The 26,453-nt window shown below is 69.6% G+C and carries 22 protein-coding genes; 12 read left to right on the top strand and 10 right to left on the bottom strand.

Annotated elements, in window-relative coordinates; genetic code table 11:
- Positions 1 to 39 precede the first annotated feature (39 nt).
- The 3 genes from ACIGAQ_RS22395 to ACIGAQ_RS22385 all read left to right on the top strand — a co-directional run bounded on the left by ACIGAQ_RS22395 (position 40) and on the right by ACIGAQ_RS22385 (position 3,112).
- A complete protein-coding gene (locus ACIGAQ_RS22395) occupies positions 40 to 1,122 on the top strand; it encodes an inositol-3-phosphate synthase (RefSeq protein WP_362275878.1) in 1,083 nt (360 codons plus the stop codon).
- A gap of 89 nt (positions 1,123 to 1,211) precedes the next feature.
- Positions 1,212 to 2,489: an MFS transporter gene (locus ACIGAQ_RS22390; RefSeq protein WP_399785339.1), complete on the top strand. Its 1,278-nt coding sequence runs from the start codon at positions 1,212 to 1,214 to the stop codon at positions 2,487 to 2,489.
- Positions 2,490 to 2,599: 110 nt separating this feature from the next.
- Positions 2,600 to 3,112, top strand: coding sequence for a hypothetical protein (locus tag ACIGAQ_RS22385; RefSeq protein WP_311682634.1), 513 nt, complete (start codon positions 2,600 to 2,602; stop codon positions 3,110 to 3,112).
- Between the two features lie 98 nt (positions 3,113 to 3,210).
- Here the strand turns inward: ACIGAQ_RS22385 and ACIGAQ_RS22380 are convergent, their stop codons facing one another.
- Entirely contained in the window at positions 3,211 to 4,656 is a 1,446-nt protein-coding gene (locus ACIGAQ_RS22380) for a CCA tRNA nucleotidyltransferase (protein ID WP_362275884.1), read from the bottom strand.
- Between the two features lie 259 nt (positions 4,657 to 4,915).
- Here ACIGAQ_RS22380 and ACIGAQ_RS22375 point away from each other — a divergent pair, with 259 nt between their 5' ends.
- The 7 genes from ACIGAQ_RS22375 (at position 4,916) to trxA (ending at position 14,733) form a co-directional block, all read left to right on the top strand.
- Positions 4,916 to 7,324 carry a DUF6049 family protein gene (locus ACIGAQ_RS22375; protein ID WP_399785335.1) on the top strand — a complete coding sequence of 803 codons (2,409 nt, stop codon included), beginning with the start codon at positions 4,916 to 4,918 and terminating at the stop codon, positions 7,322 to 7,324.
- A gap of 43 nt (positions 7,325 to 7,367) precedes the next feature.
- Complete coding sequence (gene murJ, locus ACIGAQ_RS22370) at positions 7,368 to 9,638, top strand: murein biosynthesis integral membrane protein MurJ (protein ID WP_362275889.1); 2,271 nt, start codon at positions 7,368 to 7,370, stop codon at positions 9,636 to 9,638.
- A 141-nt stretch (positions 9,639 to 9,779) separates the two neighbouring features.
- The gene (locus tag ACIGAQ_RS22365; RefSeq protein WP_362275891.1) at positions 9,780 to 11,498 is read left to right on the top strand and encodes a protein kinase family protein; all 1,719 of its coding nucleotides are present in this window, start codon (positions 9,780 to 9,782) and stop codon (positions 11,496 to 11,498) included.
- A gap of 25 nt (positions 11,499 to 11,523) precedes the next feature.
- Complete coding sequence (gene sigM, locus ACIGAQ_RS22360) at positions 11,524 to 12,240, top strand: RNA polymerase sigma factor SigM (protein WP_362275893.1); 717 nt, start codon at positions 11,524 to 11,526, stop codon at positions 12,238 to 12,240.
- Positions 12,237 to 13,220 (top strand): anti-sigma factor family protein, encoded by a 984-nt coding sequence (locus ACIGAQ_RS22355; RefSeq protein ID WP_399785330.1) that lies wholly within the window; start codon positions 12,237 to 12,239, stop codon positions 13,218 to 13,220. The genes sigM and ACIGAQ_RS22355 overlap by 4 nt, the downstream gene beginning before the upstream one ends.
- 167 nt (positions 13,221 to 13,387) lie before the next feature.
- A complete protein-coding gene (gene trxB, locus ACIGAQ_RS22350; RefSeq protein ID WP_309093697.1) occupies positions 13,388 to 14,356 on the top strand; it encodes a thioredoxin-disulfide reductase in 969 nt (322 codons plus the stop codon).
- A 44-nt stretch (positions 14,357 to 14,400) separates the two neighbouring features.
- Entirely contained in the window at positions 14,401 to 14,733 is a 333-nt protein-coding gene (gene trxA / locus ACIGAQ_RS22345) for a thioredoxin (RefSeq protein ID WP_030847066.1), read from the top strand.
- Positions 14,734 to 14,827: 94 nt separating this feature from the next.
- On the opposite strand, the gene ACIGAQ_RS22340 is transcribed toward trxA, so the two are convergent.
- The 9 genes from ACIGAQ_RS22340 to rpmH form a co-directional block, all read right to left on the bottom strand.
- Positions 14,828 to 15,445: a GNAT family N-acetyltransferase gene (locus ACIGAQ_RS22340; RefSeq protein WP_399785326.1), complete on the bottom strand. Its 618-nt coding sequence runs from the start codon at positions 15,443 to 15,445 to the stop codon at positions 14,828 to 14,830.
- Between the two features lie 320 nt (positions 15,446 to 15,765).
- Positions 15,766 to 16,866, bottom strand: a complete 1,101-nt coding sequence (locus ACIGAQ_RS22335; protein WP_399785323.1) for a ParB/RepB/Spo0J family partition protein — start codon at positions 16,864 to 16,866, stop codon at positions 15,766 to 15,768.
- The gene (locus ACIGAQ_RS22330; protein ID WP_094054924.1) at positions 16,863 to 17,939 is read right to left on the bottom strand and encodes a ParA family protein; all 1,077 of its coding nucleotides are present in this window, start codon (positions 17,937 to 17,939) and stop codon (positions 16,863 to 16,865) included. The genes ACIGAQ_RS22335 and ACIGAQ_RS22330 overlap by 4 nt, the downstream gene beginning before the upstream one ends.
- Before the next feature lie 265 nt (positions 17,940 to 18,204).
- Positions 18,205 to 18,921: a 16S rRNA (guanine(527)-N(7))-methyltransferase RsmG gene (gene rsmG, locus ACIGAQ_RS22325; RefSeq protein ID WP_094054798.1), complete on the bottom strand. Its 717-nt coding sequence runs from the start codon at positions 18,919 to 18,921 to the stop codon at positions 18,205 to 18,207.
- 125 nt (positions 18,922 to 19,046) lie between these two features.
- A complete protein-coding gene (locus ACIGAQ_RS22320; protein WP_053670147.1) occupies positions 19,047 to 19,559 on the bottom strand; it encodes a R3H domain-containing nucleic acid-binding protein in 513 nt (170 codons plus the stop codon).
- A 15-nt stretch (positions 19,560 to 19,574) separates the two neighbouring features.
- A complete protein-coding gene (gene yidC / locus ACIGAQ_RS22315; RefSeq protein ID WP_311682603.1) occupies positions 19,575 to 20,861 on the bottom strand; it encodes a membrane protein insertase YidC in 1,287 nt (428 codons plus the stop codon).
- Positions 20,862 to 20,864: 3 nt separating this feature from the next.
- Positions 20,865 to 21,239 (bottom strand): membrane protein insertion efficiency factor YidD, encoded by a 375-nt coding sequence (gene yidD, locus ACIGAQ_RS22310; RefSeq protein ID WP_311682601.1) that lies wholly within the window; start codon positions 21,237 to 21,239, stop codon positions 20,865 to 20,867.
- Complete coding sequence (rnpA, locus tag ACIGAQ_RS22305) at positions 21,236 to 21,607, bottom strand: ribonuclease P protein component (RefSeq protein WP_078650725.1); 372 nt, start codon at positions 21,605 to 21,607, stop codon at positions 21,236 to 21,238. Before rnpA ends, yidD begins: the two co-directional genes overlap by 4 nt.
- Positions 21,608 to 21,628: 21 nt before the next feature.
- On the bottom strand, positions 21,629 to 21,766 hold the full coding sequence (gene rpmH, locus ACIGAQ_RS22300) for a 50S ribosomal protein L34 (RefSeq protein ID WP_003956500.1): 138 nt from the start codon (positions 21,764 to 21,766) through the stop codon (positions 21,629 to 21,631).
- Between the two features lie 374 nt (positions 21,767 to 22,140).
- Between rpmH and dnaA the strand changes: the two genes are divergently transcribed.
- Positions 22,141 to 24,318, top strand: coding sequence for a chromosomal replication initiator protein DnaA (gene dnaA, locus ACIGAQ_RS22295; protein WP_399785318.1), 2,178 nt, complete (start codon positions 22,141 to 22,143; stop codon positions 24,316 to 24,318).
- Positions 24,319 to 25,198: 880 nt separating this feature from the next.
- Complete coding sequence (dnaN, locus tag ACIGAQ_RS22290) at positions 25,199 to 26,329, top strand: DNA polymerase III subunit beta (protein ID WP_311682596.1); 1,131 nt, start codon at positions 25,199 to 25,201, stop codon at positions 26,327 to 26,329.
- Positions 26,330 to 26,453 lie beyond the last annotated feature (124 nt).

Here is a 26,453-nt window from a genome sequence, read left to right as displayed (position 1 = left end):
CCTCGCGGGCCTCACTCGTACACACAGGGAGCAACCGGAATGGGTTCGGTTCGCGTAGCCATCGTCGGCGTGGGCAACTGCGCCGCGTCGCTGGTGCAGGGAGTCGAGTACTACAAGGACGCCGACGCGGCAGCCAAGGTGCCGGGCCTGATGCACGTCCAGTTCGGCGACTACCACGTCAGCGACGTCGAGTTCGTCGCCGCGTTCGACGTGGACGCCAAGAAGGTCGGTCTCGACCTCGCGGACGCCATCGGCGCCTCCGAGAACAACACCATCAAGATCTGCGACGTGCCCCGCACCGGCGTGACGGTCCAGCGCGGCCACACCCTCGACGGCCTCGGCCGGTACTACCGCGAGACCATCGAGGAGTCCGCCGAGGAGCCCGTCGACGTCGTTCAGGTCCTCAAGGACCGGCAGGTCGACGTCCTGGTCTGCTACCTGCCCGTCGGCTCCGAGGACGCGGCGAAGTTCTACGCCCAGTGCGCCATCGACGCCAAGGTCGCCTTCGTCAACGCCCTCCCGGTCTTCATCGCCGGCACCAAGGAGTGGGCGGACAAGTTCACCGAGGCGGGCGTCCCGATCGTCGGTGACGACATCAAGTCGCAGGTCGGCGCCACCATCACGCACCGCGTCATGGCGAAGCTGTTCGAGGACCGGGGCGTCGTCCTGGACCGCACGATGCAGCTGAACGTCGGCGGCAACATGGACTTCAAGAACATGCTCGAGCGCGACCGCCTCGAGTCGAAGAAGATCTCCAAGACCCAGGCCGTCACCTCCCAGATCCGCGACCGCGAACTGGGCGAGGGCAACGTCCACATCGGCCCGTCCGACTACGTCGCCTGGCTGGACGACCGCAAGTGGGCCTACGTCCGCCTGGAGGGCCGCGCCTTCGGTGACGTCCCGCTGAACCTGGAGTACAAGCTGGAGGTCTGGGACTCCCCGAACTCCGCCGGCGTCATCATCGACGCCCTGCGCGCCGCGAAGATCGCCAAGGACCGCGGCATCGGCGGCCCGATCCTGTCGGCGTCGAGCTACTTCATGAAGTCCCCGCCGGTGCAGTACTTCGACGACGAGGCCCGCGAGAACGTCGAGAAGTTCATCAAGGGTGAGGTCGAGCGCTGACGCGCCGCACAGAGTCGCTCCTGCCAGGGCTGTGAGGGTCCCCGGGTCGTATGGCCCGGGGACCCTCCCCGTATGTGAGGCTGGGCCCCATGGCCGTCGTCCGTGACCTGCGCGTGCTGCTGCGCTTCCAGGGCTTCCGGCGCCTGCTCGCCGTCCGTCTGCTCTCCCAGGGCGCCGACGGTGTGTACCAGGTCGCGCTCGCCGCCTACGTCGTGTTCTCACCGGAGAAACAGACCTCGGCGGCCGCGATCGCCTCCGCGATGGCCGTGCTGCTGCTTCCGTACTCGCTCGTCGGCCCCTTCGCCGGCGTCCTGCTCGACCGCTGGCGGCGGCGCCAGGTCCTGCTCCACGGCAGTCTGCTGCGCGCCCTCCTGGCCTGCGCGACGGCCCTGCTGATACTCAGTCCGGCACCGGACTGGCTCTTCTACGTCTCCGCCCTGTGCGTCACCGCCGTCAACCGCTTCGTGCTCTCCGGCCTGTCCGCCGCCCTGCCCCGCGTCGTGGACGCCGATCGCCTCGTCATCGCCAACTCCCTCTCCCCGACCGCCGGAACGCTGGCGGCGACCGCGGGCGGCGGCCTCGCCTTCGTCGTCCGTCTGGTGGTGGCCGACTCCGACGCGGCCGTGTTGCTCGTGGCGGCCGGGCTGTACCTGTGCGCCGCCCTGGCGACACTGAGCATGGCGCGCGAACTCCTCGGTCCCGACCGGAGCGCGGTACGCCTGCGGATCGGCACGGCCCTCACCGGCACGATGCGCGAACTCGCGGCGGGCGTACGGCACCTGGCCGGACCGCCGCGCCGGCAGGCCGCCTGGGCACTCGCGGCGATGTCCCTGATGCGGTTCTGCTACGGCGCGCTGCTCGTCATGCTGCTGATGCTCTGCCGGTACGCCCTCACCGAGACCACGGACGACGGACTCGCCCTGCTGGGGCTGGCGTTGGGCGTATCGGGCGCCGGGTTCTTCGCGGCGGCGGTGGTGACGCCCTGGGCCGCGGGACGGCTCGGACCGGGCCGCTGGATCGTCGTGTGCGCCGGGGCCGCAGCCCTGCTGGAGCCCGCTCTCGGGCTGCCGTTCGCCATCGTGCCCCTGCTGGTCGCCGCGTTCGTCCTCGGTCTGACCACCCAGGGCGCGAAGATCGCCACGGACACCATCGTCCAGTCCTCCGTCGACGACGGCTTCCGTGGCCGGATCTTCTCCGTTTACGACGTCCTGTTCAACGTTTTCTTCGTCGGAGCGGCCGCCGTGGCCGCCCTCATGCTGCCGCCGGACGGCCGATCCGCGCCGCTGGTGATCACGATCGCCGTTATCTACGCGGCAGTAGCTGCTGCTATGGCCCGGTTTGGCCGGGCGGCAGTGTCACATCAATGACACAGAGCCACTCCTGACTACTGCGCTGTCAGTGGGGACCGCTACCTTACGTGGGTCTTATCTCGCGACATGTTCGCGTCACTCATCCATGCTTTATAGGGGGACCCCAAGTGTCTACTCCGCCGCCCCAGGGCAACCCGTTCGCGCAGAACCAGCCCGCCGGCCAGGCCCAGGCTCCGTACCCGCCGCAGGGCGGCTACCCCCAGCAGCCCGGCCAGCCCGGCATCCCGCCCCAGGGCGCGGGCCCGTACGCCCCGGTTCCGCCGCAGCCGTCCGGCCGCAAGCTGAGCTTCAAGACCATCAAGAACATCGTGATCGTCGTCGCGGTGGCGGGCATCGCCATCGGCGGCTACATCACCAGCCGGGACGACGCGAACACGGCGGCTGTCGGTGACTGCATGCACCGCGGCAGCACCAACGACAACAACCCGGACCTCGAGGTCGTCGAGTGCAGCGACGCGAAGGCTCAGTTCAAGGTGCTGGCCAAGATCGAGGGGTCCTTCCTCACGGAGACCCTGGCGTCGAGCAAGTGCGAGGCCGAAGCCAAGGACTTCCAGTACACGTACACCGAGAGCGGTGACGGCAAGGACTTCCTGCTCTGCCTGCAGGACTACAAGAAGTAACGCGGATGCAGAGAGGGGCGGTGTTTCACGTGAAACACCGCCCCTCGTGCTGGTCCCGGGGTCGTGTTTCACGTGAAACACGACCCCGTTCCACAGCCTCAGCTCTCCTGCTCGGCCCACCACTCCTTGAGCACCGCCACGGCCGCGTCGTGCTCCATCGGCCCGTGCTCCAGCCGCATCTCCAGCATGTGCTGGTACGCGCGGCCGATGACGGGGCCGGGACCGACGCCGAGGATCTCCATGATCTGGTTGCCGTCGAGATCGGGGCGGATCGAATCCAGCTCCTCCTGCTCCTGCAGCCGGGCGATCCGCTCCTCCAGCCCGTCGTACGCCCGGGACAGGGCCGCCGCCTTGCGCTTGTTGCGCGTGGTGCAGTCCGAGCGGGTCAGCTTGTGGAGACGGTCGAGAAGCGGGCCGGCGTCACGGACGTAGCGGCGGACCGCGGAGTCCGTCCACTCGCCGGTGCCGTAGCCGTGGAACCGCAGGTGGAGCTCGACCAGCCGGGAGACGTCCTTCACCAGCTCGTTGGAGTACTTCAGCGCGGTCATGCGCTTCTTGGTCATCTTCGCCCCGACCACCTCGTGGTGGTGGAAGGAGACCCGGCCGTCCTTCTCGAAACGCCGGGTGCGCGGCTTGCCGATGTCGTGCAGCAGCGCCGCCAGCCGCAGCGTCAGGTCCGGACCGTCCTCCTCCAGCGCCATCGCCTGCTCCAGCACGATCAGCGTGTGGTCGTAGACGTCCTTGTGCCGGTGGTGCTCGTCACGCTCCAGCCGCAGGGCCGGCAGCTCGGGCAGCACGTGGTCGGCCAGGCCGCTCTCCACGAGCAGGGACAGGCCCTTGCGCGGGTGCGGGGAGAGGATCAGCTTGTTCAGTTCGTCCCGGACCCGCTCGGCCGAGACGATCTCGATCCGTCCCGCCATCTCCTTCATCGCTGCGACGACCTCGGGTGCGACCTCGAAGTCCAGCTGAGCCGCGAAGCGCGCGGCCCGCATCATCCGCAGCGGATCGTCCGAGAAGGAATCCTGCGGAGTGCCCGGGGTGCGCAGCACACGCGCCGCGAGGTCCTCCCGGCCGCCGTGCGGGTCGATGAAGTCCTTCTCCGGCAGCGCGACGGCCATCGCGTTGACCGTGAAGTCACGGCGGACCAGATCCTCCTCGATGGAGTCGCCGTACGACACCTCGGGCTTGCGTGAGGTGCGGTCGTACGCCTCGGACCGGTAGGTGGTGACCTCGATCTGGTAGCCGTCCTTGTGGGCGCCGACCGTACCGAAGGCGATCCCGACCTCCCAGACGGCGTCCGCCCACGGCCGCACGATCTTGAGCACGTCCTGGGGACGGGCGTCGGTCGTGAAGTCCAGGTCGTTGCCGAGCCTGCCCAGCAGCGCGTCCCGGACCGAGCCGCCGACCAGGGCGAGGGAGAACCCGGCCTCCTGGAAGCGGCGGGCGAGGTCGTCGGCGACAGGGGCGACCCGCAGCAGCTCACTCACCGCGCGGTGCTGCACCTGGCTCAGGACACTGGACGTTTCTTCGTTGGCGTTCGGCACAAAAGAAGAGGGTACGTGGCCGGGGCGCCCCTCAGCTCCCCGTATTCCGGGTGGGACAGGTCCCGCCAGACGCGCACAAGGGCGACCCTTGAGCGATAGAGAACCGCTCCCTTCCATAGGGCGTCATACGGGACAGCGGGGCATCGGCCTGCGATCTTGTGAGGCGGACCGCGGCACTTCCCCTCAGCGCGCATCGTTACCATGCGTGGACGCACATTCCGACGACCACCACTGACGACGACGAGGGACGGGCAAGCGCGTGGCCGACGCGGCAGACTTCCAGGGGACCAGTGCCTCACCTGCCCGCCGGTGGCTGCGGCGCACCGGGGCACTGCTCGCTGGTGCGCCCCTGCTGGCCGGGCTCCTCCAGCTGCCCGGCGCGACCCCCGCGGACGCGGCGGGACAGGAGTCCCCGCAGGTCGCCTCCGGCGCGGGCTCGGTCGCCGTGGCGGTCGACTCACTGACCCCCAGCGCCCCCACCGAGGGGGACACGGTGACGGTCTCGGGCACGGTCACCAACAACGGCAAGCAGGCGGTCACCGACGCCCACGTCGATCTGCGGGTGGGCCCTCGGGTCGAGACCCGCTCGTCCATCGACACCCTGGCCAGGAAGAGCGATGACGTCCAGGGTCTTCTCGGCGAAGAGGTCGGCGGGAAGTACACCGAGAAGTTCCCCAAGCTCACCCCGGGCGTGGCCGAGCCCTTCTCGATCTCGGTGCCCGTGGACGAACTGGACCTCGGCGGGGACGGCGTCTACCAGCTGGGTGTCACGCTCTCCGGGGAGACCTCCGCACAGCCCTGGGACCGGCTCCTGGGCATTCAGCGGACGTTCCTGCCCTGGCAGCCGGAGGAGGCCGGCACGAAGACGAGGACCACGTTCCTGTGGCCCCTCGTCTCCACCTCCCACATGGCGGCCGAGACGGGGTCGAACGAGCAGCAGACGCCGGTCTTCCGCGACGAGGAGCTCGCCGAGGAGATCTCCCCGGGCGGCCGCCTGGAGCAGATGGTGTCGCTGGGCAAGGGCCTCGGCGTGACGTGGGTGGTCGACCCGGACCTGCTGGCGTCCGTCGACGCGATGACGAGGAGCTACGAGGTCCGCGCCGCCGACGGCACCACCGTCCCCGGCAGGAACCAGGAGCTCGCCAAGAAGTGGCTGACCGAGCTCCAGCAGGCCGTCGCCGGCAAGGAGGTCGTCGCCCTGCCCTTCGGCGACCCCGACCTGGCCTCCCTCGCCCACAACGGCACGAACGTCACCGGCTCCCTGAGCCACCTCAAGGAGGCCACCGACGTCGTCGACGACACGGTGGAGACGATCCTCCATGTGAAGCCGAACACGGACTTCGCGTGGCCCGCCGAGGGTGCCGTCGACCCGCCGATCGTGAAGGTCGCCACGTCCGCGGGCGCCGACAAGGTGATCGCCCGCGGCGACAGTCTCCAGGACAACCTGTCCTACACGCCCTCAGCGGCCCGGCCCATCGGCGGTGGCACCACGGCGGTCGTGGCGGACGCCAGGATGTCCACGCCGTTCCAGGGCGACCTGACGAAGGCCTCCGCGTCCACGCTCGCCGTGCAGCGCTTCCTCGCCCAGAGCCTGACGCTGGGCCTGCAGACCGGCAAGCAGCGCAGCGTCGTCGTCGCCCCGCAGCGCATGCCCTCCGTCGGTCAGGCCCAGGCCATGGCCGAAGCCCTGGCCGCCCTGGAGGGCGGGAACTGGTCCGAGGCGCAGGATCTCGCGGACGCCGCCAAGGCCAAGCCCGATCCCGCCGCGAACACGAAGGTGCCGCCGGCGTCGGTGTACCCCCGTGACCTGCGCAAGCAGGAGCTGCCGCGGGCCGCGTTCGAGCAGATCGCCCGGACGCAGGGCAAGCTCGACAAGTTCAAGGTCATCCTCACCATCCAGTCCCGCGTGGTCACCCCGTTCGGGCGGGCCATGAACCGCGAGATGTCCACGTCCTGGCGCGGCCGGGGCGTCGCGGCGGTGGGCTACCGCGACGACATCGAGTCCTACCTCGACGGGATCATCGACGGCGTCAAGCTGATCCAGAAGACGGAGACCAAGCTCTCCGGCCGCAGCGCCACGATCCCCGTGACCGTCCAGAACAACCTGGTGCAGGGCGTCGAGCACCTCGAACTGCGGCTCACGTCGAAGAACCCGACCCGCCTCAAGATCGGCGACGCCTCCTACGAGGAGCAGCCCGTCGCGGTCAACGGCGGCCACAGCCAGTCGGTGAAGTTCACCACGTCCGCCAACGCCAACGGGCGGGCCGAGGTCGTCGCCCAGCTCTACACGGAGGACGGCCGGCCCTACGGCGCCCCTGTCACCTTCGACGTGCGGGTCACCGAGGTCACCCCCACGGTGATGCTGGTCATCGGCGGCGGCTTCCTGCTCCTGGTCCTGGCCGGCTTCCGGATGTACACCCAGCGCAAGCGCGCCGCCGCCCGCGAGGCCGCCGAGCCCGAGGAGACCGCCGGGCCCGAGGAGACCGCCGGCGAGCCGCAGGAACCGGCCGGCGCCCCGCACGATCCGCACACCGCCGGCGACCGTCTCACGGAGGAGTCCGCCGCCGGCTCCCGGGCAGGCGCCCCGGAGCAGCCGAGTGACCCGGCCCCGGACACCGCAGCGGAAAGCGCCGACCCGTCCGGCACGGGTGAGAGAGTGGACCGTTGAGATGTCGTGGCCGGTGGGCCCGGGACGATGAGGTGGGGTAACCATGAACGCGCCGTACGACGGTGACCGCGGCCGTGCCGCGGGCAGCCCGGGGCACCCCGAGTCGGGCGGGCCCGAGGGCTCGCCGGCCGAGCACGGCCAGGTGCCGCCGCAGCCGCCCGCGGACATGTACCTCCAGGACGCCTACGCCCCGGACCCCTACCAGGCGCACGACCTCTCCGCCCAGGACCCGGTCGGCGAGGCGCTCTACGACCGCGCCGCGCACCCGCCGCCCGCGCCGGGCACGTACCAGCCCCAGCAGCAGTTGTACGCCCAGCCGCCGCAGTCGCCGTACGCCCCCGACCCGCGGGTGTGGGCCCAGACGCCCGCGCCCGAGCCGGACGGTCCGACGCGGCACCTGCCGTACGGCGACGACCCGCGCACCACGCAGTTCGTCGGCGTGGACGACCTCGTCTCCCGGGCGGGTGAGCCGCGCCAGGAACCGGACGCGTTCGCGCACCTCTTCCGGGACCAGCAGCAGAGCAGCGGCCACCCCTCGTACGAGTCGCCCTCGGTCCCCGGCCCGTCCCCGGCGCCCCTGGCCCAGGGCCAGTACCCGGCGCCCGAGCAGACCGCGGCGATGGCGGCCGTGACGGAGGAGGCCCCCGCCGAGGAGACGGCCCCCTCGCCCGCCCCGAAGAAGACCGGCCGCGCCGCGGGCCTGATGAAGTCCAGCGCCGTGATGGCGGCCGGCACGATGGTCTCCCGCCTCACCGGCTTCATCCGCTCCGCACTGATCGTCTCCGCTCTGGGCGTCGGCCTGCTCGGTGACACCTTCCAGGTCGCCTACCAGCTGCCGACGATGATCTACATCCTCACCGTCGGCGGCGGCCTGAACTCGGTCTTCGTACCGCAGCTCGTGCGCGCCATGAAGAACGACGAGGACGGCGGCGAGGCCTACGCCAACCGTCTGCTGACCCTGGTCATCGTGACGCTCGGCGGACTCACCGCGCTCTCCGTGCTCGGCGCGCCCCTGCTGATCCGCGTGCTGTCCGACCCGGTCGCCAGCGACCCCGCGGCGAACCGGGTCGCCACCACCTTCGCCCAGTTCTTCCTGCCCACGATCTTCTTCATGGGCATCCACGTGGTGATGGGCCAGATCCTCAACGCCCGCGGCAAGTTCGGCGCGATGATGTGGACCCCGGTCCTGAACAACATCGTCATCATCGTGACGCTGGGCATGTTCATCTACGTCTACGGCACGGCGGCCGACTCCGGCATGGAGGTCACCACCATCCCGCCGGAGGGTCAGCGCCTGCTCGGCGTCGGTGTCCTGCTCGGCCTGGTGGTCCAGGCACTGGCGATGATCCCCTACCTGCGCGAGACCGGCTTCCGGCTGCGGCTGCGCTTCGACTGGAGGGGCCAGGGACTCGGCAAGGCCGTCACGCTCGCCAAGTGGACGGTGCTGTTCGTCCTCGCCAACCAGGCGGGCGCCATGATCGTCATCCAGCTGTCCACCGCGGCGGGCAAGGCCTCGCCGGTCGACGGCACCGGCTTCGCCGCCTACGCCAACGCCCAGCTGATCTGGGGCCTGCCGCAGGCCATCATCACCGTCTCCCTGATGGCCGCCCTGCTGCCGCGCCTGTCGCGCTCGGCGGCCGAGGGCGACGGCGGGGCGGTCCGCGACGACATCTCGCAGGGCCTGCGCAACACGGCCGTCGCGATCGTGCCGATCGCCTTCGGCTTCCTCTCCCTCGGCATCCCGATGTGCACGCTCATGTTCGGCTCCTCGGGCACCAGCGAGGCCACCAACATGGGCTTCATGCTGATGGCGTTCGGCCTGGGCCTGATCCCGTACTCCGTGCAGTACGTGGTCCTGCGCGCCTTCTACGCCTACGAGGACACCCGAACTCCCTTCTACAACACGGTCATCGTGGCCGCGGTCAACGCCGGCGCCTCGGCGGTCTGCTACTTCGTCATCCCGTCCCGCTGGGCCGTCGTCGGCATGGCCGCCTCCTACGGACTGGCCTACGCGATCGGCGTCGGCGTCGCCTGGCGCCGGCTGCGCAAGCGGCTGGGCGGAGACCTCGACGGCGCCCGCGTCCTGCGGACTTACGCCCGGCTGTGCATCGCCTCGATCCCGGCAGCCCTGCTCAGCGGCGCGGCCGTCTACGGCATCGGCCACACGCTCGGCCAGGGCGTCGCGGGCTCGCTCGCCGCGGTGTTCGCCGGCGGTGCCGTGCTGCTCGGGGTCTTCTTCGTCGCCGCCCGCCGCATGCGCATCGAGGAGCTCAACTCGCTGGTCGGCATGGTCCGCGGACGCCTGGGACGCTGAGGCGGGGGGGTAGGCGCACAACCATCGTCAGCCACCGCGTGTCGTGCATAGCGGCGGACTGTGGGCACAATTGGTTTCGGCGTCGGACGGCGCGCAACGGATGCCGGCCGGCGCGCAATGGATGGGGAGGCAGGAACGACGGTGGCGGAACGGAGTACGGCTGCCGTCGACGTGGCAGACAACAGCGGCGAGACGTCGCTGACCGCACAGGCGGACCAGTCCACGGCCGACGGGGTGGCCAAGAACCGGGAGCGGGACACGGACAGCGACGAGGTACAGGAGAGCACCCGGGGCGACGGCTCCGAGAAGACCTCGACGCCTGAACTGCACAGCGGTCACAAGCTCGCCAGACGCTACCGCCTCGAGGAGTGCGTCACCCGTCTGGACGGTTTCAGCAGTTGGCGCGCCGTGGACGAGAAGCTCCGCCGTGCCGTGGGCGTGCACATCCTGCCCGCGGACCATTCACGGGCCCGGTCCGTCCTGGCCGCAGCCCGCTCCTCCGCGCTCCTCGGCGACCCGCGCTTCGTCCAGGTGCTCGACGCCGTGGAGGAGAACGACGTCGTCTACGTGGTCCACGAGTGGCTCCCGGACGCGACGGAGCTGACCACGCTCCTCGCCGCCGGGCCGCTGGAGCCGTACGACGCCTACCAGATGGTCAGCCAGGTCTCCGCCGCCATGGCCGCCGCACACCGTGAGGGCCTCGCCCATCTTCGGCTGAACCCCAACGCCGTCCTGCGCGCCTCGACGGGCCAGTGGCGCATCCGCGGCCTCGCCGTGAACGCCGCGCTGCGCGGCGTCTCGTCCGACACCCCGCAGCGCACCGACACCGAGGCCATCGGCGCCCTGCTGTACGCGGCGCTGACCCAGCGCTGGCCGTACGAGAGCGACGCCTACGGTCTGTCGGGGCTTCCGAAGGACATCGGCCTCATCGCGCCGGACCAGGTGCGGGCCGGGGTGCACCGCGGCCTGTCCGAGCTTTCCATGCGGGCCCTCGCCAACGACGGTGCCACCGCCTCCCGGCACGAGTCGCCGTGCACCACGCCGGAGGAGCTGGTGAAGGCGATCGGCGAGATGCCCCGCATCCGCCCGCCGGAGCCGGCGTTCACCGCCCCGCCCGAGTACCAGCGCACGACGTACCAGCAGGGCACGTACGGCCGTCAGTCGCCTCACCCGGGCGCCGCCCAGCCGCTCGCGGCTCCGCCGCCCCCGCTGCAGAGCCGCACCGGCAAGGCCCTGAAGTGGGCCGTGTCCGCCCTCCTGATCGCCGCGCTGGGCCTCGGCAGCTGGCAGCTCGCCGACGCCCTGATGGACCAGGGCGGCGCGTCGGACGACCCGACCAAGACGCAGAACAACGAGGGCGGCGACAAGAACAAGAACCGCCCGGCTCCGAAGCCCGTCGCGATCAAGGGGTCGGAGGAGTACGTGGCCAAGGGCCAGGCCCAGCACGCCGCCGACGTCGGCAAGACCTACGACGGCGACCCGTCCACGGGCTGGCGGACCAACAGCTACCTCGACGGTCCGAAGATGGTGATAAAGCCGGGTGTCGGCATCGTCTACGACCTCGGATCCGAGCAGCAGGTCTCGGCGGCGGCCCTGTCGCTGCGGTACGGCGGCGACCACACCACGGTCGAGCTGTACGCGACCGACTCCTCCGGTTCCTCCACCCCGCTGAGCTCCATGAAGAAGCTCGGCGATGTGACGACCAGCGGAACCTCCGCGAAGGTCACCGTCGACAAGCCCGTGAAGAGCCGGTACGTCCTGGTCTGGCTGACGGCGCTGCCGTACTCGGGCGCCGACCCGTCCAACTTCAGCGACCCGGGTTACAAGCAGGCCATCACCGAAGTGAAGTTCACGGGCTGAGAGCCGGCCGAGGGGAGGGGGTTCGATGGGGGACCGCGCCGAGCACAGCGGTGCCACGGATCAGGAACTCCTCACCCGGCATGTCGAGGGTGACCCCGACGCCTTCGGTGAGATCGTCCGGCGGCACCGCGACCGGCTCTGGGCCGTCGCCCTGAGGACACTGGGAGACCGCGAGGAGGCCGCTGACGCGGTCCAGGACGCCCTCGTCTCCGCCTACCGGGCCGCCCACACCTTCCGGGGCCAGTCGGCCGTCACGACGTGGCTGCACAGGATCACGGTGAACGCCTGCCTGGACCGGGCCCGCAAGGTGGCCTCCCGCAAGACCTCCCCGGTCGACGACACCGAGCGCCTGGAGCAGCTGCTGGAACCGCACGAGTCGGCCTCGGCGCCGGCCGAGCGCAACGATCTGCACCGCCAGCTCGTCGAGGCGCTGGGCACGCTGCCGGCCGACCAGCGCGCGGCGCTCGTCCTGGTGGACATGCAGGGCTACCCCGTCGCGGAGGCAGCCCGCATCCTCGACGTGCCGACCGGCACGGTGAAGAGCCGCTGCGCACGCGGCAGAGCCAGACTCCTGCCGCTGCTCACCCACCTGCGGCCGGAAAGCAGCGGCAAGAAGACGGGCGCGGAGCGGAACCGGACGCCGGACTCGGCCGTCCCACCCGCAGCGGGACCGCCGACGGCACCGCCGGAGACAGGACCGAGCGACTCAGCTGTAGTGAAGGGCGGAGGTGGACGAGCGTGACGTCGACGACCGACATGGACTGGCACCCGGACGTCGCGGAGATCTCCGACCTCGCCGAGGGTCTCCTCCCGCCGGCCCGGAGCAGCGACCTGCGGCGGCACCTCGACTCGTGCGAGCTCTGCGCGGACGTCCATGCCTCTCTGGAGGAGATCCGCGGTCTGCTCGGCACCCTGCCGGGTCCGCCGCGCATGCCCGCCGAGGTGGCCGGCCGCATCGACGCCGCTCTCGCCGCCGAGGCCCTGCTGACGGCCACACGCCCGGAGGCCTCGGACAGCCCGGCGGCGCCCACGAGCACCCCCGGCCCGGACGCCGCGACCGAGCCCGATGAGGGTGCTGGTTCCCGCGACGGCTCCGACGCGGAGGGCGACAGCGGTACGCGTGTTTCACGTGAAACATCGCCCTCCACCGACCGGCCCACCGGACGCCCCCGCTCCTCGACCACCGGCCCGGGACGGAAGGGACGCACACGGAACGGACGCCGCAGGATCGCCGTTCTGGGCACCGTCTTCACCGTCGCCGCCCTGGGGCTGGGATCCGTCCTGCTGTCGTCCCTCGGCGACGGTGAGCCCGCGCGAGATACGGCGAGCGATGGGCAGACCGCCCCTGCCGACACCTTCTCCGAGGGCCGACTGCGGAACCAGGTCGCCGAACTCCTCTCCGAAAACAACAGCGAGAGCGAGGGAGAAGGCGGTTCACGCACGCCTTTCGGCGCGGCGACCGCCCCCGGCACCAACGAGCACAAGGTCTTCAGGGAGATCGTCGTGCCAGGCTGCGTGCGCGACGGCATCGGGCGTGAGGATGCCGCCCTCGCTGTCGAGAACGGCCGTTATCAAGGGAAGAAGGCCATGCTCGTGCTGCTTCCCGACGCGGCCGACGCGACCAGGGTCACCGCCTACGTCGTCGACGCGACCTGTGTGGATCAGAAGGACTCCTCGTCCAAGGGCGCGGTCCTCCTGGAGCGCACCTACCCGTCTCCCTGAGCCGGCGCTTCGCCCTCCCCCTGCGTGGTATCCGGCACGGGGGTGCATCTCCGTGTGCCCGGACACAGTGGGAATGCGCGCCCCTTAGGATCCGTTGGGTGGGGTGAGAGCTCCGAAAGAAGCTCCCACCGGTCGAACGACGCAGTCCAGAGACGAGGAATCAAGCCGTGAGCGACGTCCGTAACGTGATCATCATCGGCTCCGGGCCCGCCGGTTACACGGCGGCGCTGTACACCGCACGCGCGTCGCTGAAGCCCTTGGTGTTCGAGGGCGCTGTCACCGCTGGTGGTGCGCTCATGAACACCACCGACGTCGAGAACTTCCCGGGCTTCCAGGACGGCATCATGGGCCCCGAGCTCATGGACAACATGCGCGCCCAGGCGGAGCGCTTCGGCGCTGAGCTCGTCCCGGACGACGTGGTGGCCGTCGATCTGACCGGTGAGATCAAGACCGTCACGGACACCGCCGGCACCGTCCACCGGGCCAAGGCCGTCATCGTGGCGACCGGCTCGCAGCACCGCAAGCTCGGCCTGCCGAACGAGGACGCTCTCTCCGGGCGTGGCGTGTCGTGGTGTGCCACCTGTGACGGGTTCTTCTTCAAGGACCAGGACATCGCTGTGATCGGCGGCGGCGACACCGCCATGGAGGAGGCGACCTTCCTCTCGCGGTTCGCCAAGTCCGTCACCGTCGTCCACCGGCGGGACACCCTGCGCGCCTCGAAGGCCATGCAGGAGCGCGCCTTCGCCGACCCGAAGATCTCGTTCGTCTGGGACAGCGAGGTTGCCGAGATCCAGGGCGACCCCAAGCTCTCGGGTCTGAAGCTGCGCAACCTCAAGACCGGCGAGCTCTCGGATCTGCCGGTGACCGGACTCTTCATCGCCATCGGCCACGACCCCCGTACCGAGCTCTTCAAGGGTCAGCTCGACCTGGACGAAGAGGGCTACCTGAAGGTGAACGCGCCGTCGACGCGCACGAACCTGCCGGGTGTCTTCGGTGCCGGCGACGTCGTGGACCACACCTACCGGCAGGCGATCACCGCGGCCGGGACCGGCTGCTCCGCCGCTCTCGACGCCGAGCGCTTCCTCGCCGCCCTCGCGGACGAGGAGCAGCCGGAGCCCGAGAAGACCGCTGTCTGACCTCTCCCTACCCGCCCCACGCACCAACAGTTAAGGAGCCCGCCGTGGCCGGCACCCTGAAGAATGTGACCGACGACTCCTTCGAGCAGGACGTCCTCAAGAGCGACAAGCCCGTCCTTGTGGACTTCTGGGCCGCCTGGTGCGGTCCGTGCCGCCAGATCGCGCCGTCCCTCGAGGCGATCGCCTCCGAGTACGGCGACAAGATCGAGATCGTCAAGCTGAACATCGACGAGAACCCGGGTACGGCCGCCAAGTACGGCGTCATGTCCATCCCGACCCTGAACGTCTACCAGGGTGGCGAGGTCGCCAAGACCATCGTGGGCGCCAAGCCGAAGGCCGCGATCGTGCGCGACCTGGAGGAGTTCATCGCCGAGTAGGACGGCTGAGCCGTCACGTCGACGGCGCATGTTTCACGTGAAACACGAATGGGCCAACCCGCATGGGTTGGCCCTTTCGTTTACGTGCCCCTCTCTACAGCGGTCGCAGCGCCGGTTCCTTCTGGACGGCTCCCAGGAGCCGGTCGAGCGCCATCTCGACGTCTTCCTTCCAGGAGAGCGTGGACCGCAGCTCCAGTCGCAGCCGGGGATGGATGGGGTGCTGCCGGACCGTCTTGAAGCCCACCGCCAGGAGATGATCGGCCGGCAGCACACAGGCCGGCTCCTTCCAGCGCGCGTCTCCGAACGCCTCGATCGCCTTGAAGCCGCGCCGCAGCAGGTCCTTCGCCACCGTCTGGACCATGACCCGGCCCAGCCCCTGCCCCTGGTAGCCCGGGACGATGAACGCGGTCATCAGCTGGACGGCATCAGGGGAGACGGGGCTCGTGGGGAACGCCGTGGAGCGCGGGACGTAGGCAGGAGGGGCGTAGAGCACGAAGCCCACCGGCACGTCGTCGACGTAGACGACGCGACCGCAGGAGCCCCAGTCCAGCAGCACCGCTGAGATCCAGGCTTCCTTCTCCAGATCGGAGGTGCCCGCCTTTACCGCTGCCTCACCGCTGACCGGGTCGAGCTCCCAGAAGACGCACGAGCGACAGCGCTGGGGAAGGTCCTGAAGGTTGTCCAGCGTGAGCGGTACAAGCCGACGCCCCATGGAGGCTGTTCCTCGCTTCCTTCGCCCGCCGCGCCGCGGGCGGCTGTCAGAGCACTCCGTTCCCTGAGGAGACTGCCGATGAACCCACCGACGGCTCCCAGCCCCAAACCGGCGCTCACCAGTCCGGTGCGGCTCATCGTTCGCATGGCCCCTGCCTCCCTCTCAGAGGTGCTGCCGGGTGGTCGCGCCGTACCCGAACGCATCGTATCGACGATGCGATTCCCTCGAAACCGCCAAAAAGGAAAGAGCGGGCCACGTTCCGGTACACACCGGACACGACCCGCTCTGTCGGATGCACAGCCGAGACTCCTTGAGGAGGCTCAGGACTCGCTGTCCTCGGAGTCGCCCTCCAGGAGACTCTTCTGCAGGACCGGTCCCTCGCCGGGGGCGAGAGAACCGAGGATCCGCTCCAGGTCCTCCATCGAGGCGAACTCGACGGTGATCTTGCCCTTCTTCTGTCCCAGGTCGACCTTCACGCGCGTCTCGAAGCGATCCGAGAGCCGCGTGGCGAGGTCGGACAGCGCGGGAGAGACCCGGGCTCCGGCACGTGGTCCCTTGGGCCGCTGAGCCTTCTGGGGCCGCGACCCCATGAGGGTGACGATCTCCTCGACGGCACGCACCGAGAGCCCTTCAGCCACGATGCGGTGAGCCAGCCGGTCCTGCTCCTCCGAGTCCTCGACGGACAGCAGGGCCCGCGCATGACCGGCGGAGAGCACACCCGCGGCGACCCGGCGCTGCACGGCCGGCGAGAGCTTCAGCAGGCGCAGGGTGTTGGAGACCTGCGGACGGGAACGGCCGATGCGGTCCGCCAGCTGGTCGTGCGTGCAGTTGAAGTCCCTGAGCAACTGGTCGTAGGCGGCGGCCTCTTCCAGCGGGTTGAGCTGAGCGCGGTGCAGGTTCTCCAGCAGGGCGTCCAGAAGGAGCTTCTCGTCCTCCGTGGCGCGCACGATCGCCGGGATCGCCTCCAGGCCCGCTTCACGGCAGGCCCGCCAGCGACGCTCGCCCATGATGAGCTCATAGCGGGCGGGGCCCACCTGCCGGACGACGACCGGCTGAAGGAGCCCCACTTCCTTGATGGACGTGATGAGCTCGGACAGCGCGTCCTCGTCGAAGACCTCACGCGGCTGCCTCGGGTTCGGCGTGATCGCGTCGAGCGGGATCTCGGCGAAGTGCGCACCGATCGGCGCAGCGGGGGTGGCGGGGGCCGTGGGCTGCGCCGCTTCCTCCGTTTCACGTGAAACAGCGGGCAGCGTCGCCACCTTCGCCGCGGCCACCCCGCGGTCGCCGGGCAGCACGGGCACCGCCGTTGGGGACGTGGACACGGCACTCCCTGCCGCGGCCTGGGCCACCGACTTCTCCGTCGGGGCGGCAGGGATCAGTGCGCCGAGGCCACGGCCCAGTCCCCTCCGTCGCTCGCTCACTGGATGCCCTCCACCATGCTCGGGTCGTTCTGCTGTGCGCCGATGTGGGCGTGCGTGGCGTCATAGCTGATGCCCACGCCCTTCAACGCGATCTCTCGTGCCGCCTCAAGATAAGAGAGGGCACCACTCGATCCTGGATCGTAGGTCAGGACCGTCTGCCCGTAACTCGGCGCCTCCGAGATACGGACGGACCGGGGGATGCTCGTCCGCAGTACCTCGTCGCCGAAGTGGGTGCGTACCTCCTCGGCCACCTGGGACGCCAGGCGCGTCCGGCCGTCGTACATGGTGAGGAGAATGGTCGACACGTGCAGGGAAGGATTGAGATGTCCCCGCACCAGGTCGACGTTGCGCAGCAACTGGCCCAGGCCCTCCAGCGCGTAGTACTCGCACTGGATCGGGATCAGGACCTCCTGGCCCGCCACCAGGGCGTTGACCGTCAGGAGGCCGAGTGAGGGCGGGCAGTCGATGAGGATGTAGTCCAGCGGCTGCTCGTACGCCTGGATGGCGCGCTGCAGTCTGCTCTCCCGTGCCACCAGGGACACCAGCTCGATCTCCGCACCGGCGAGATCGATCGTGGCGGGGGCGCAGAAGAGACCCTCGACGTCGGGAACCGGCTGGACGACCTCGGAGAGCGGCTTGCTCTCCACCAACACGTCGTAGATGGACGGGACTTCGGCGTGGTGGTCGATTCCCAGCGCGGTCGACGCGTTGCCCTGAGGGTCGAGGTCGACCACGAGGACCCGGCCGCCGTGCAGAGCCAGCGACGCGGCCAGGTTGACGGTCGTCGTCGTCTTGCCGACACCGCCCTTCTGGTTGGCGACCACGATGATCCGGGTCTGCTCGGGCCGCGGCAGGCCCTCGCCGGCGCGGCCCAGAGCCTCCACCGCCAATTGGGCAGCACGACCGATGGGAGTGTCGTCCATCGGAGGCGGTGTTTCACGTGAAACATCCGCCCCCATCGACTCGGTACGGGGACCGGGGACCGGATCGGTCATCGGTCCCGCGATGTTGGCGTCGGACCGCAAGGATTCACTCTCCTCGACTTCAGGCTCGCAATGAACAGAGCCTCCCATGTCTTCGGGGTCGTGAACCAGTGAGGCCTGACGTTCTGTGGAGAAATCCACCTCTGTGGACAACTCAGTTCCCTCGTCGAGTGAACCGAGGGGCTTACGGTCGCGGGGTTCGGCCGCAGCGCGGCCACGACTGATGATGCCGTGCAGCAGTGAGCGACGTTTCACGTGAAACACGATGCAGGGCAGCCGTGGCCGGACGGCCGCGACACTCCGGCATGCGTAGGTTTGGCAGCTTGTGTGGAGTACGTCTCGTCCGCAGGACGGATCAGCGTCGCCGGCGGGCGCGGCCCGTCCGTGCCGCCTTGGCCCGCTTCGCGGCGAAGCGCACGCCGCCCGGGCTCTCCCCGACCTCGACGCGCACCACCGTGGACATCGGGTCCACCACGCCCTCACCCACATGCAGGATGGAGGTCCCCACGGCTCCCAGCTTGCTGAGAGCCGTGGAGGCGCTCTTCAGCTCCTCCTCGGCGGCGTCCCCCTTGAGCGCGAGCATCTCTCCGTAAGGACGCAGCAGTGGGATGCCCCAGGTGGCGAGACGGTCGAGGGGCGCGACGGCTCGGGCGGTCACCACATGGACGGGCTGAATCTTCCCCATGACCTCCTCGGCCCGGCCGCGCATGACCGTCACATGGTCGAGGCCGAGCAGCTCCACGACCTCGGTGAGGAAGTTGGTCCGCCGCAGCAGTGGCTCCAGCAGGGTGATCTTCAGATCCTCCCGCACCAGCGCCAGCGGAATGCCCGGCAGGCCGGCGCCCGAACCGACGTCGCACACCGTCACCCCCTCGGGTACGACCTCGGAGAGCACAGCGCAGTTCAGCAGGTGCCGCTCCCACAGGCGGGGCACTTCGCGTGGACCGATGAGACCGCGCTGCACGCCCGCCTCGGCGAGCAGCTCGGCGTACCGCACCGCATCCGCGAAGCGGTCACCGAACACCTCGCGCGCTTGCTCGGGCGCGGGGGGAAGCTCCGCTGCCTCCGTCACGGGGGGACCGTCCTTCCGTACCGCGTCGGCGCACCCGGCGCCGACATCAGAACCACAGAACTATCAGGCTGACAAAGTTCGGCCCCGTCTGCGCAACAGACGGGGCCGAGGAAAGCAGGAGCCGATCAGGCGGGCAGCACGACGACGAAGCGCTGCGGCTCCTCGCCCTCGGACTCGCTGCGCAGGCCGGCGGCCTTGACCGCGTCGTGCACGACCTTGCGCTCGAACGGCGTCATCGGCTTCAGCTTCACGGCCTCGCCGCTGCTCTTGGCCTCGGCGGCGGCCTTGGCGCCCAGCTCGGACAGCTCGGAGCGCTTCTGGGCGCGGTACCCCGCGATGTCGAGCATCAGACGGCTGCGGTCGCCGGTCTCCCGGTGCACGGCCAGGCGGGTGAGCTCCTGGAGCGCCTCCAGCACCTCACCGTCACGGCCGACCAGCTTCTGCAGGTCACGGCCGCCCGTGTCGCTGATGATCGAGACAGAGGCACGGTCGGCCTCGACGTCCATGTCGATGTCGCCGTCGAGGTCGGCGATGTCGAGCAGACCCTCCAGGTAGTCCGCCGCGATCTCGCCCTCCTGCTCCAGGCGAGTCAGGGTGTCTGCACCCTCGGCAGCGGCGGAGGTGGTGCCTTCCGTCACGGGATGGACTCCTTCTTACTTCTTGGACGGGGACTTGGGCCGCTGAGGGCCCTTGCGCTGTCCGGACTGGGCCTTGCTGCGGGTGCCGCCGGCGGGCTTGGCGCCGCCCTTCTTGGCAGCGGCGGCGGGCTTGGCATCCTCGGGCTCGTCGGACTTGGTCAGCGAGGTCTTCGGCTCCTGCTCACCCGCTGCCTTCGCACCCCCGACGGTGCCGGACTGACGCTGCGCCTTGGTCTGCCGCTTGGGCTGCTGGCGCTTCGGCGTACCGGTGGTGGCCGGCGTACCGTCCTCGGCCTGGGCCGCGGCCGCGGCGTCGCTCTTGATCACCGTGCCGTCGGCCTGCGCGGCGAGTCCGGCCTTGCTCAGTCCGTTGATGAACTTGCGCTCGTACTCGTTGCGGTCCCGGCCCTTGGCGACGATGGCCTTCACGATGACCCGGTCCCGGCGCCGGGACACCTTGTCGCGGTGCGTGACGTGCTTGTGCAGCCGCTCCAGGTACTCGGCCTGGGCCTTGGAACCCGGGGTCGGGTTGTTGCGGATGACGTACATCTGCTGACCCATGGTCCACACGTTGGTGGTCAGCCAGTAGACGAGGACGCCGACGGGGAAGTTGATGCCGAAGACGGCGAACATGATGGGGAAGACGTACATCAGCATCTTCTGCTGCTGCATGAACGGCGTCTTCACCGTGGTGTCGACGTTCTTCGTCATCAGCTGGCGCTGGGTGAAGAACTGCGAGGCCGACATCAGGACGATCATGATGGCCGTCACGACCCGCACGTCGGTGATGGAGGACCCGAGGGCCTCCACCTTCGAGGAGCTGTCGGTGAACTTCGCCGCGAGCGGCGCACCGAAGATGTGGGCCTTCTGGGCGCTCTCCAGCAGGCGGTTGTTGATCACGCCGATGGTGTCGTTCGACGCGATGCTGTTGAGCACGTGGTACAGGGCGAAGAAGAACGGGGACTGCGCCAGGATGGGAAGGCACGAGGAGAGCGGGTTGGTGCCCGTCTCCTTGTACAGCTTCATCATCTCTTCGGACTGACGCTGCTTGTCGTTCTTGTAGCGCTCCTGGATCTTCTTCATCTCGGGCTGGAGCGTCTGCATCGCCCGGGTCGCCTTGATCTGCTTCACGAAGAGCGGGATCAGGCAGATACGGATCAGGATCACCAGGGACACGATCGACAGGCCCCAGGCCCATCCGGTGTCGGGCCCGAAGAGGGCGCCGTACACCGAGTGGAACTGGACGATGACCCAGGAGACGGGTGTGGTGATGAAGCTGAAGAGGCTGGCAATCGTGTCCACTAATCATGCTCCTTGGGCATGGGACGGTGTCTCTGCGGCCGGGCTCGAAGGACTCGACGGACTTGTGGGAGAAGTCTGTCCCTCGGTGGCCGGGTCGGCGGCGGAGGGCCCGCCCTTGCGTGCGCGCCACGCGTGACGCAGCATCTCGTGCCACCGCGGGCGCTTGCGCGGCGGGACATGGTCCACACCGCCCAGCGACCACGGATTGCACCGAAGGATGCGCCAGGCCGTGAGTGCCGTTCCCTTGATGGCACCGTGCCGGTCGATGGCCGTGTAGCCGTAGTGGGAGCACGACGGGTAGTACTTGCAGACCGGCCCGAGCAGCGGACTGATCGTCCACTGGTAGAGCTTGATCAGAGCCAGCAGCGGGTACTTCATCGCGCGCCCCCTCCCAGCAGCCGCTGAAGGGCGGCATCCAGGTCTCGGGCCAGCTGTGCATGGTCGGCGTCGCCCGAACCGGGCAGCGCTCGTACGACTACCAGGCTACCGGGGGGCAGCTGGGCGACTCGCTCGCGCATCAAGTGGCGAAGCCTGCGCTTCACCTTGTTGCGCACGACCGCGCCACCCACGGCCTTGCTCACGACGAAACCCGCACGCGTCGGGGGAGCGCTCTCCCCAGGCGCATGCGGGTCCGTGGCACCGCTTCGAAGGTGGACGACGAGCGTCGGGCGGCCTGCCCGGCGACCTCGTCGTACCGCGGTCGCGAAGTCCTCGCGCCGCCTCAGCCGGTTCTCGGTGGGCAGCACGACGTCATGACCTGATCGGGATCAGGCGGACAGGCGGGCGCGACCCTTGCTACGGCGGGACGCGAGAATCGCGCGGCCGGCACGGGTGCGCATACGCAGCCGGAAGCCGTGGGTCTTCGCGCGACGACGGTTGTTCGGCTGGAAGGTGCGCTTGCTCACTCGGGGGCTCCAGAAAGAATCGGTGGTTGCGGGGTGCCGTCCTGGCTGTCACCGTGCGCCCACGAGTAGCTCGCAGTTACGCCCGAGTGCACCGCTTACCGATCACCCCGGTGATCTGTGCCCATCGGAGGCAGGCGGCAGCAGCCATCGACAACTCGACCTGGTTACGGTACGCGCGGCTACGCCATCCGGTCAAACCAGGAGTCGCCGGGAGACACTTGTCCACAGCCTGGGGACAACAACTTGAACCGCACCCGCCGCCCTGACTACCGTGACTGGACTCCGATTCGTTCCCTTATCCCTGCCCGACCCGATTTACATCCCGACCCGTCCCCGAATCACACCTTCGAGGGACCCGTGAGAGAGCGTGCCCTGTGGCTGACGTACCTGCCGATCTTGCCGCAGTGTGGCCACGCGTATTGGAGCAGCTCCTCGGGGAGGGCCGCGGCCAGGGGGTCGAGGCGAAGGACGAGCACTGGATCCGGCGCTGCCAGCCGCTCGCGCTGGTCGCCGACACGGCGCTGCTCGCCGTGCCGAACGAATTCGCGAAGGGCGTGCTGGAAGGCCGGCTGGCGCCGGTCGTCAGCGAGACGCTGAGCCGTGAGTGCGGACGCCCGATCCGGATCGCGATCACGGTCGACGACTCCGCGGGCGAGCCCCCGGCCACGCCGGCACCGCCCGCGCGCCCCCAGCAGCGCTACGAGGAGCCCGAGCTCCCGTCCGCGCGCCAGGACCGCGACGGGTACGACGCCCGGCAGGACCGCGACGGCTACGAGACCCGCCCGGACCGCGACGGCTACGACAGCCGCCCCGAGCGCGACAACCGCGACGCACGTCAGGAACGTGACGCGTACGACAACCGCTCCGAGCGTGACGGGTACGACGCGCGCCAGGACCGTGACGCGTACGACAACCGGCCCGACCGCGACGGATACGACAGCCGCAAGGACCGTGACGGCTACGAGGCGCGTCAGGACCGCGACGGCTACGAGGGGTACGGCCGGCACCGTGCCGAGCCGCTGCCGGGCACGGGTGGCGACCAGCTCCCGCCTACGCGCGCAGACCAGCTGCCGACGGCCCGCCCGGCCTACCCCGGCGAGTACCAGCGCCCGGAGCCCGGCGCCTGGCCGCGCCCCCCGCAGGACGACTACGGCTGGCAGCAGCAGCGCCTCGGCTTCCCCGACCGTGACCCGTACGCGTCACCGTCACAGGACTCCTACGGCGGGCAGGACTCGTACGGCGGGCAGGATTCCTACGGCTCCCCCAAGGAGCCCTACGGATCACAGGACTACCGTCCACAGCCGGTGGAGCGCCCCTCCTACGAGCCGCCGCGCTCCGAGTACGAGAACTCACGCCCCGACTACGACCAGCGCGACCCGGTCCGGCGCGAGCTGCCGGAGCCGCCGGCTGGCTCGGGGCACGTGCACCGGGGCGGTCCGGTCGGCCCGAACCTGCCGACGACCGGGGCACCCGGCCCGCTGGCCGCGCAGCCCGCTCCGGCGACGGGCCCGGGTGAGCCCACCGCCCGTCTGAATCCGAAGTACCTCTTCGACACGTTCGTCATCGGCGCCTCCAACCGCTTCGCGCACGCGGCCGCGGTCGCCGTCGCAGAGGCACCGGCCAAGGCGTACAACCCCTTGTTCATCTACGGGGAGTCCGGGCTCGGCAAGACGCACCTGCTGCACGCCATCGGGCACTACGCGCGCAGCCTGTACCCCGGCACCCGGGTGCGGTACGTGAGCTCGGAGGAGTTCACGAACGAGTTCATCAACTCCATCCGCGACGGCAAGGGCGACAGCTTCCGCAAGCGGTACCGCGAGATGGACATCCTGCTCGTCGACGACATCCAGTTCCTTGCGGACAAGGAGTCGACGCAGGAGGAGTTCTTCCACACCTTCAACACGCTCCACAACGCCAACAAGCAGATCGTGCTCTCCAGCGACCGGCCGCCCAAGCAGCTGGTGACACTGGAGGACCGGCTGCGCAACCGCTTCGAGTGGGGACTGATCACGGACGTCCAGCCGCCCGAGCTGGAGACGCGCATCGCGATCCTGCGCAAGAAGGCGGTGCAGGAGCAGCTGAACGCGCCGCCGGAGGTGCTGGAGTTCATCGCGTCCCGGATCTCGCGGAACATCCGTGAGCTGGAGGGCGCGCTGATCCGGGTCACGGCGTTCGCCTCGCTCAACCGGCAGCCGGTGGACCTGGGGCTGACGGAGATCGTCCTCAAGGACCTCATCCCCGGCGGAGACGACTCGGCGCCCGAGATCACCTCCACGGCGATCATGGGCGCGACGGCGGACTACTTCGGGCTGACCGTCGAGGACCTCTGCGGCACCTCCCGCGGGCGGGCTCTGGTCACCGCCCGGCAGATCGCCATGTACCTGTGCCGGGAGCTGACGGACCTGTCGCTGCCGAAGATCGGCGCGCTGTTCGGCGGGCGGGACCACACGACGGTCATGCACGCGGACCGCAAGATCCGCAATCTGATGGCCGAGCGCCGCTCCATCTACAACCAGGTCACGGAGCTCACCAACCGCATCAAGAACGGCTGAGCGCCGCTTCGCAGACCGCTGAGGGCGCCCCCGGAGCCTGCCGGGGGCGCCCTTCGGCATGTGTGCGGGCGACCGGGCCGGCCCTCATCCGCATCCCGCTGTTCGAATAGTCGCCGGGTTACGGCCTCCCTCCACAGATTCGGGGACTTTCTGCCGTCCACATCCTGGGGACCGGGGAGTTGTCCAGATCGTGTCCACAGGGAGCACTGTTGAAAGACCATCAGACCAGCTCAGCTGCTTGTGGATTGGTGGACGAACGATCTCCACAGACTGTGGACGAAGCGGTGATCCACAGGCTGTGCACCGAGTTGTCCACGGGCTGCCCACAGGCTGGGGGCGGTTGTCCCCAGCGATCGGCCGCTTCTCCACATGACTGTCCACTGTTCGGCAACCCGACGCGCCTCCTCACCGGGTCGAGTGAAAGGCGTCACACCAAGGTGCCGGGTTGGGCTGTGGGAAAGGTGGGTAAACCTGGGGACGGCACTGGGGAGAACTCGCCTCCTCCTGTGCACGGGGTGTGCAGAACTTTCCGTTCTCCACAGAAGCGCCGGGTTGTCCACCGCCTCCACCCACAGGCCCCGTGGACAAAATTCCCGCTCTGAGCTGGGCAAACGTGGTTATCCACGGTATCCACAGGCCCTACTACTACTCCCGACTAGAGAGAGAGCGGAATTCGTTTCGAAGCGGGCCCTGTGCACAACTCGCTCTCCGGAGCCCGGCCGCCCCTCGTCACGACTTGACCCCGAGAGGCACCTACTGTCAGTGCCGTGCGTCAGACTGGTCCCCGGTGTCCTCCCCGTCTCAGGGACCGTCGACACCGAGACAGACGACGAGGGCCAGGCAGAGCGAGAAGCGCCGGCAACAGCAGGAGGCGGCAACAGTGAAGATCCGGGTGGAACGCGACGTACTCGCGGAGGCAGTGGCCTGGGCGGCTCGCAGCCTCCCGGCCCGTCCGCCGGCGCCTGTCCTCGCCGGCCTGCTCCTCAAGGCCGAGGACGGCCAGCTGAGCCTGTCCGGCTTCGACTACGAGGTCTCCGCCCGGGTGGGCGTCGAGGCCGAGGTCGAGGAGGAGGGCACGGTCCTGGTCTCCGGCCGCCTGCTCGCGGACATCTGCCGCGCGCTCCCCAACCGCCCGGTGGAGATTTCCACAGACGGTGTACGGGCGACGGTGGTCTGCGGCTCCTCGCGGTTCACCCTCCACACCCTGCCTGTGGAGGAGTACCCGGCCCTGCCCCAGATGCCGAACGCGACGGGCACGGTCCCGGGCGAGGTCTTCGCCTCCGCGGCCGCCCAGGTGGCCATCGCCGCCGGCCGTGACGACACGCTGCCCGTCCTCACGGGCGTCCGCATCGAGATCGAGGGCGACACGGTCACGCTGGCCTCCACCGACCGCTACCGCTTCGCGGTCCGCGAGTTCCTGTGGAAGCCGGAGAACCCGGACGCCTCCGCGGTCGCCCTGGTGCCCGCCAAGACGCTCCTGGACACCGCCAAGGCCCTGACCAGCGGCGACCAGGTGACCCTGGCGCTGTCCGGCTCGGGTTCGGGCGAGGGCCTGATCGGCTTCGAGGGCGCCGGCCGCCGCACCACGACCCGCCTGCTGGAGGGCGACCTCCCGAAGTACCGCACGCTGTTCCCGACGGAGTTCAACAGCATCGCCGTGATCGAGACCGCCCCCTTCGTGGAGGCCGTCAAGCGTGTGGCCCTGGTCGCCGAGCGGAACACCCCGGTGCGGCTCAGCTTCGAGCAGGGCGTGCTCATCCTGGAGGCCGGCTCCAGCGACGACGCACAGGCTGTGGAAAGGGTCGACGCCCAGCTGGAGGGCGACGACATCTCGATCGCCTTCAACCCGACCTTCCTGCTCGACGGCTTGAGCGCCATCGACTCCCCGGTCGCCCAGCTGTCCTTCACGACGTCCACCAAGCCCGCGCTGCTCAGCGGCAAGCCGGCGGTGGACGCCGAGGCGGACGAGGCCTACAAGTACCTGATCATGCCGGTGCGCCTCAGCGGCTGAGCTCCGCCGGCTGTCCACAGGCTGGGGGAAAACCCGCAGGTGAGGGCGTGCGAGTGAGCGCGTATGCCCACAGATGTGCGCGAGCGTCCGGGATTAGGCTCGGACGCGGCACACCAGTGCCGCA

The sequence above is a fragment of the Streptomyces sp. NPDC085932 genome, assembly GCF_044540525.1.
In the GTDB taxonomy this organism is placed as follows: Bacteria; Actinomycetota; Actinomycetes; order Streptomycetales; family Streptomycetaceae; genus Streptomyces; species Streptomyces levis.
This window is presented reverse-complemented; position numbering and strand designations above follow the sequence as displayed.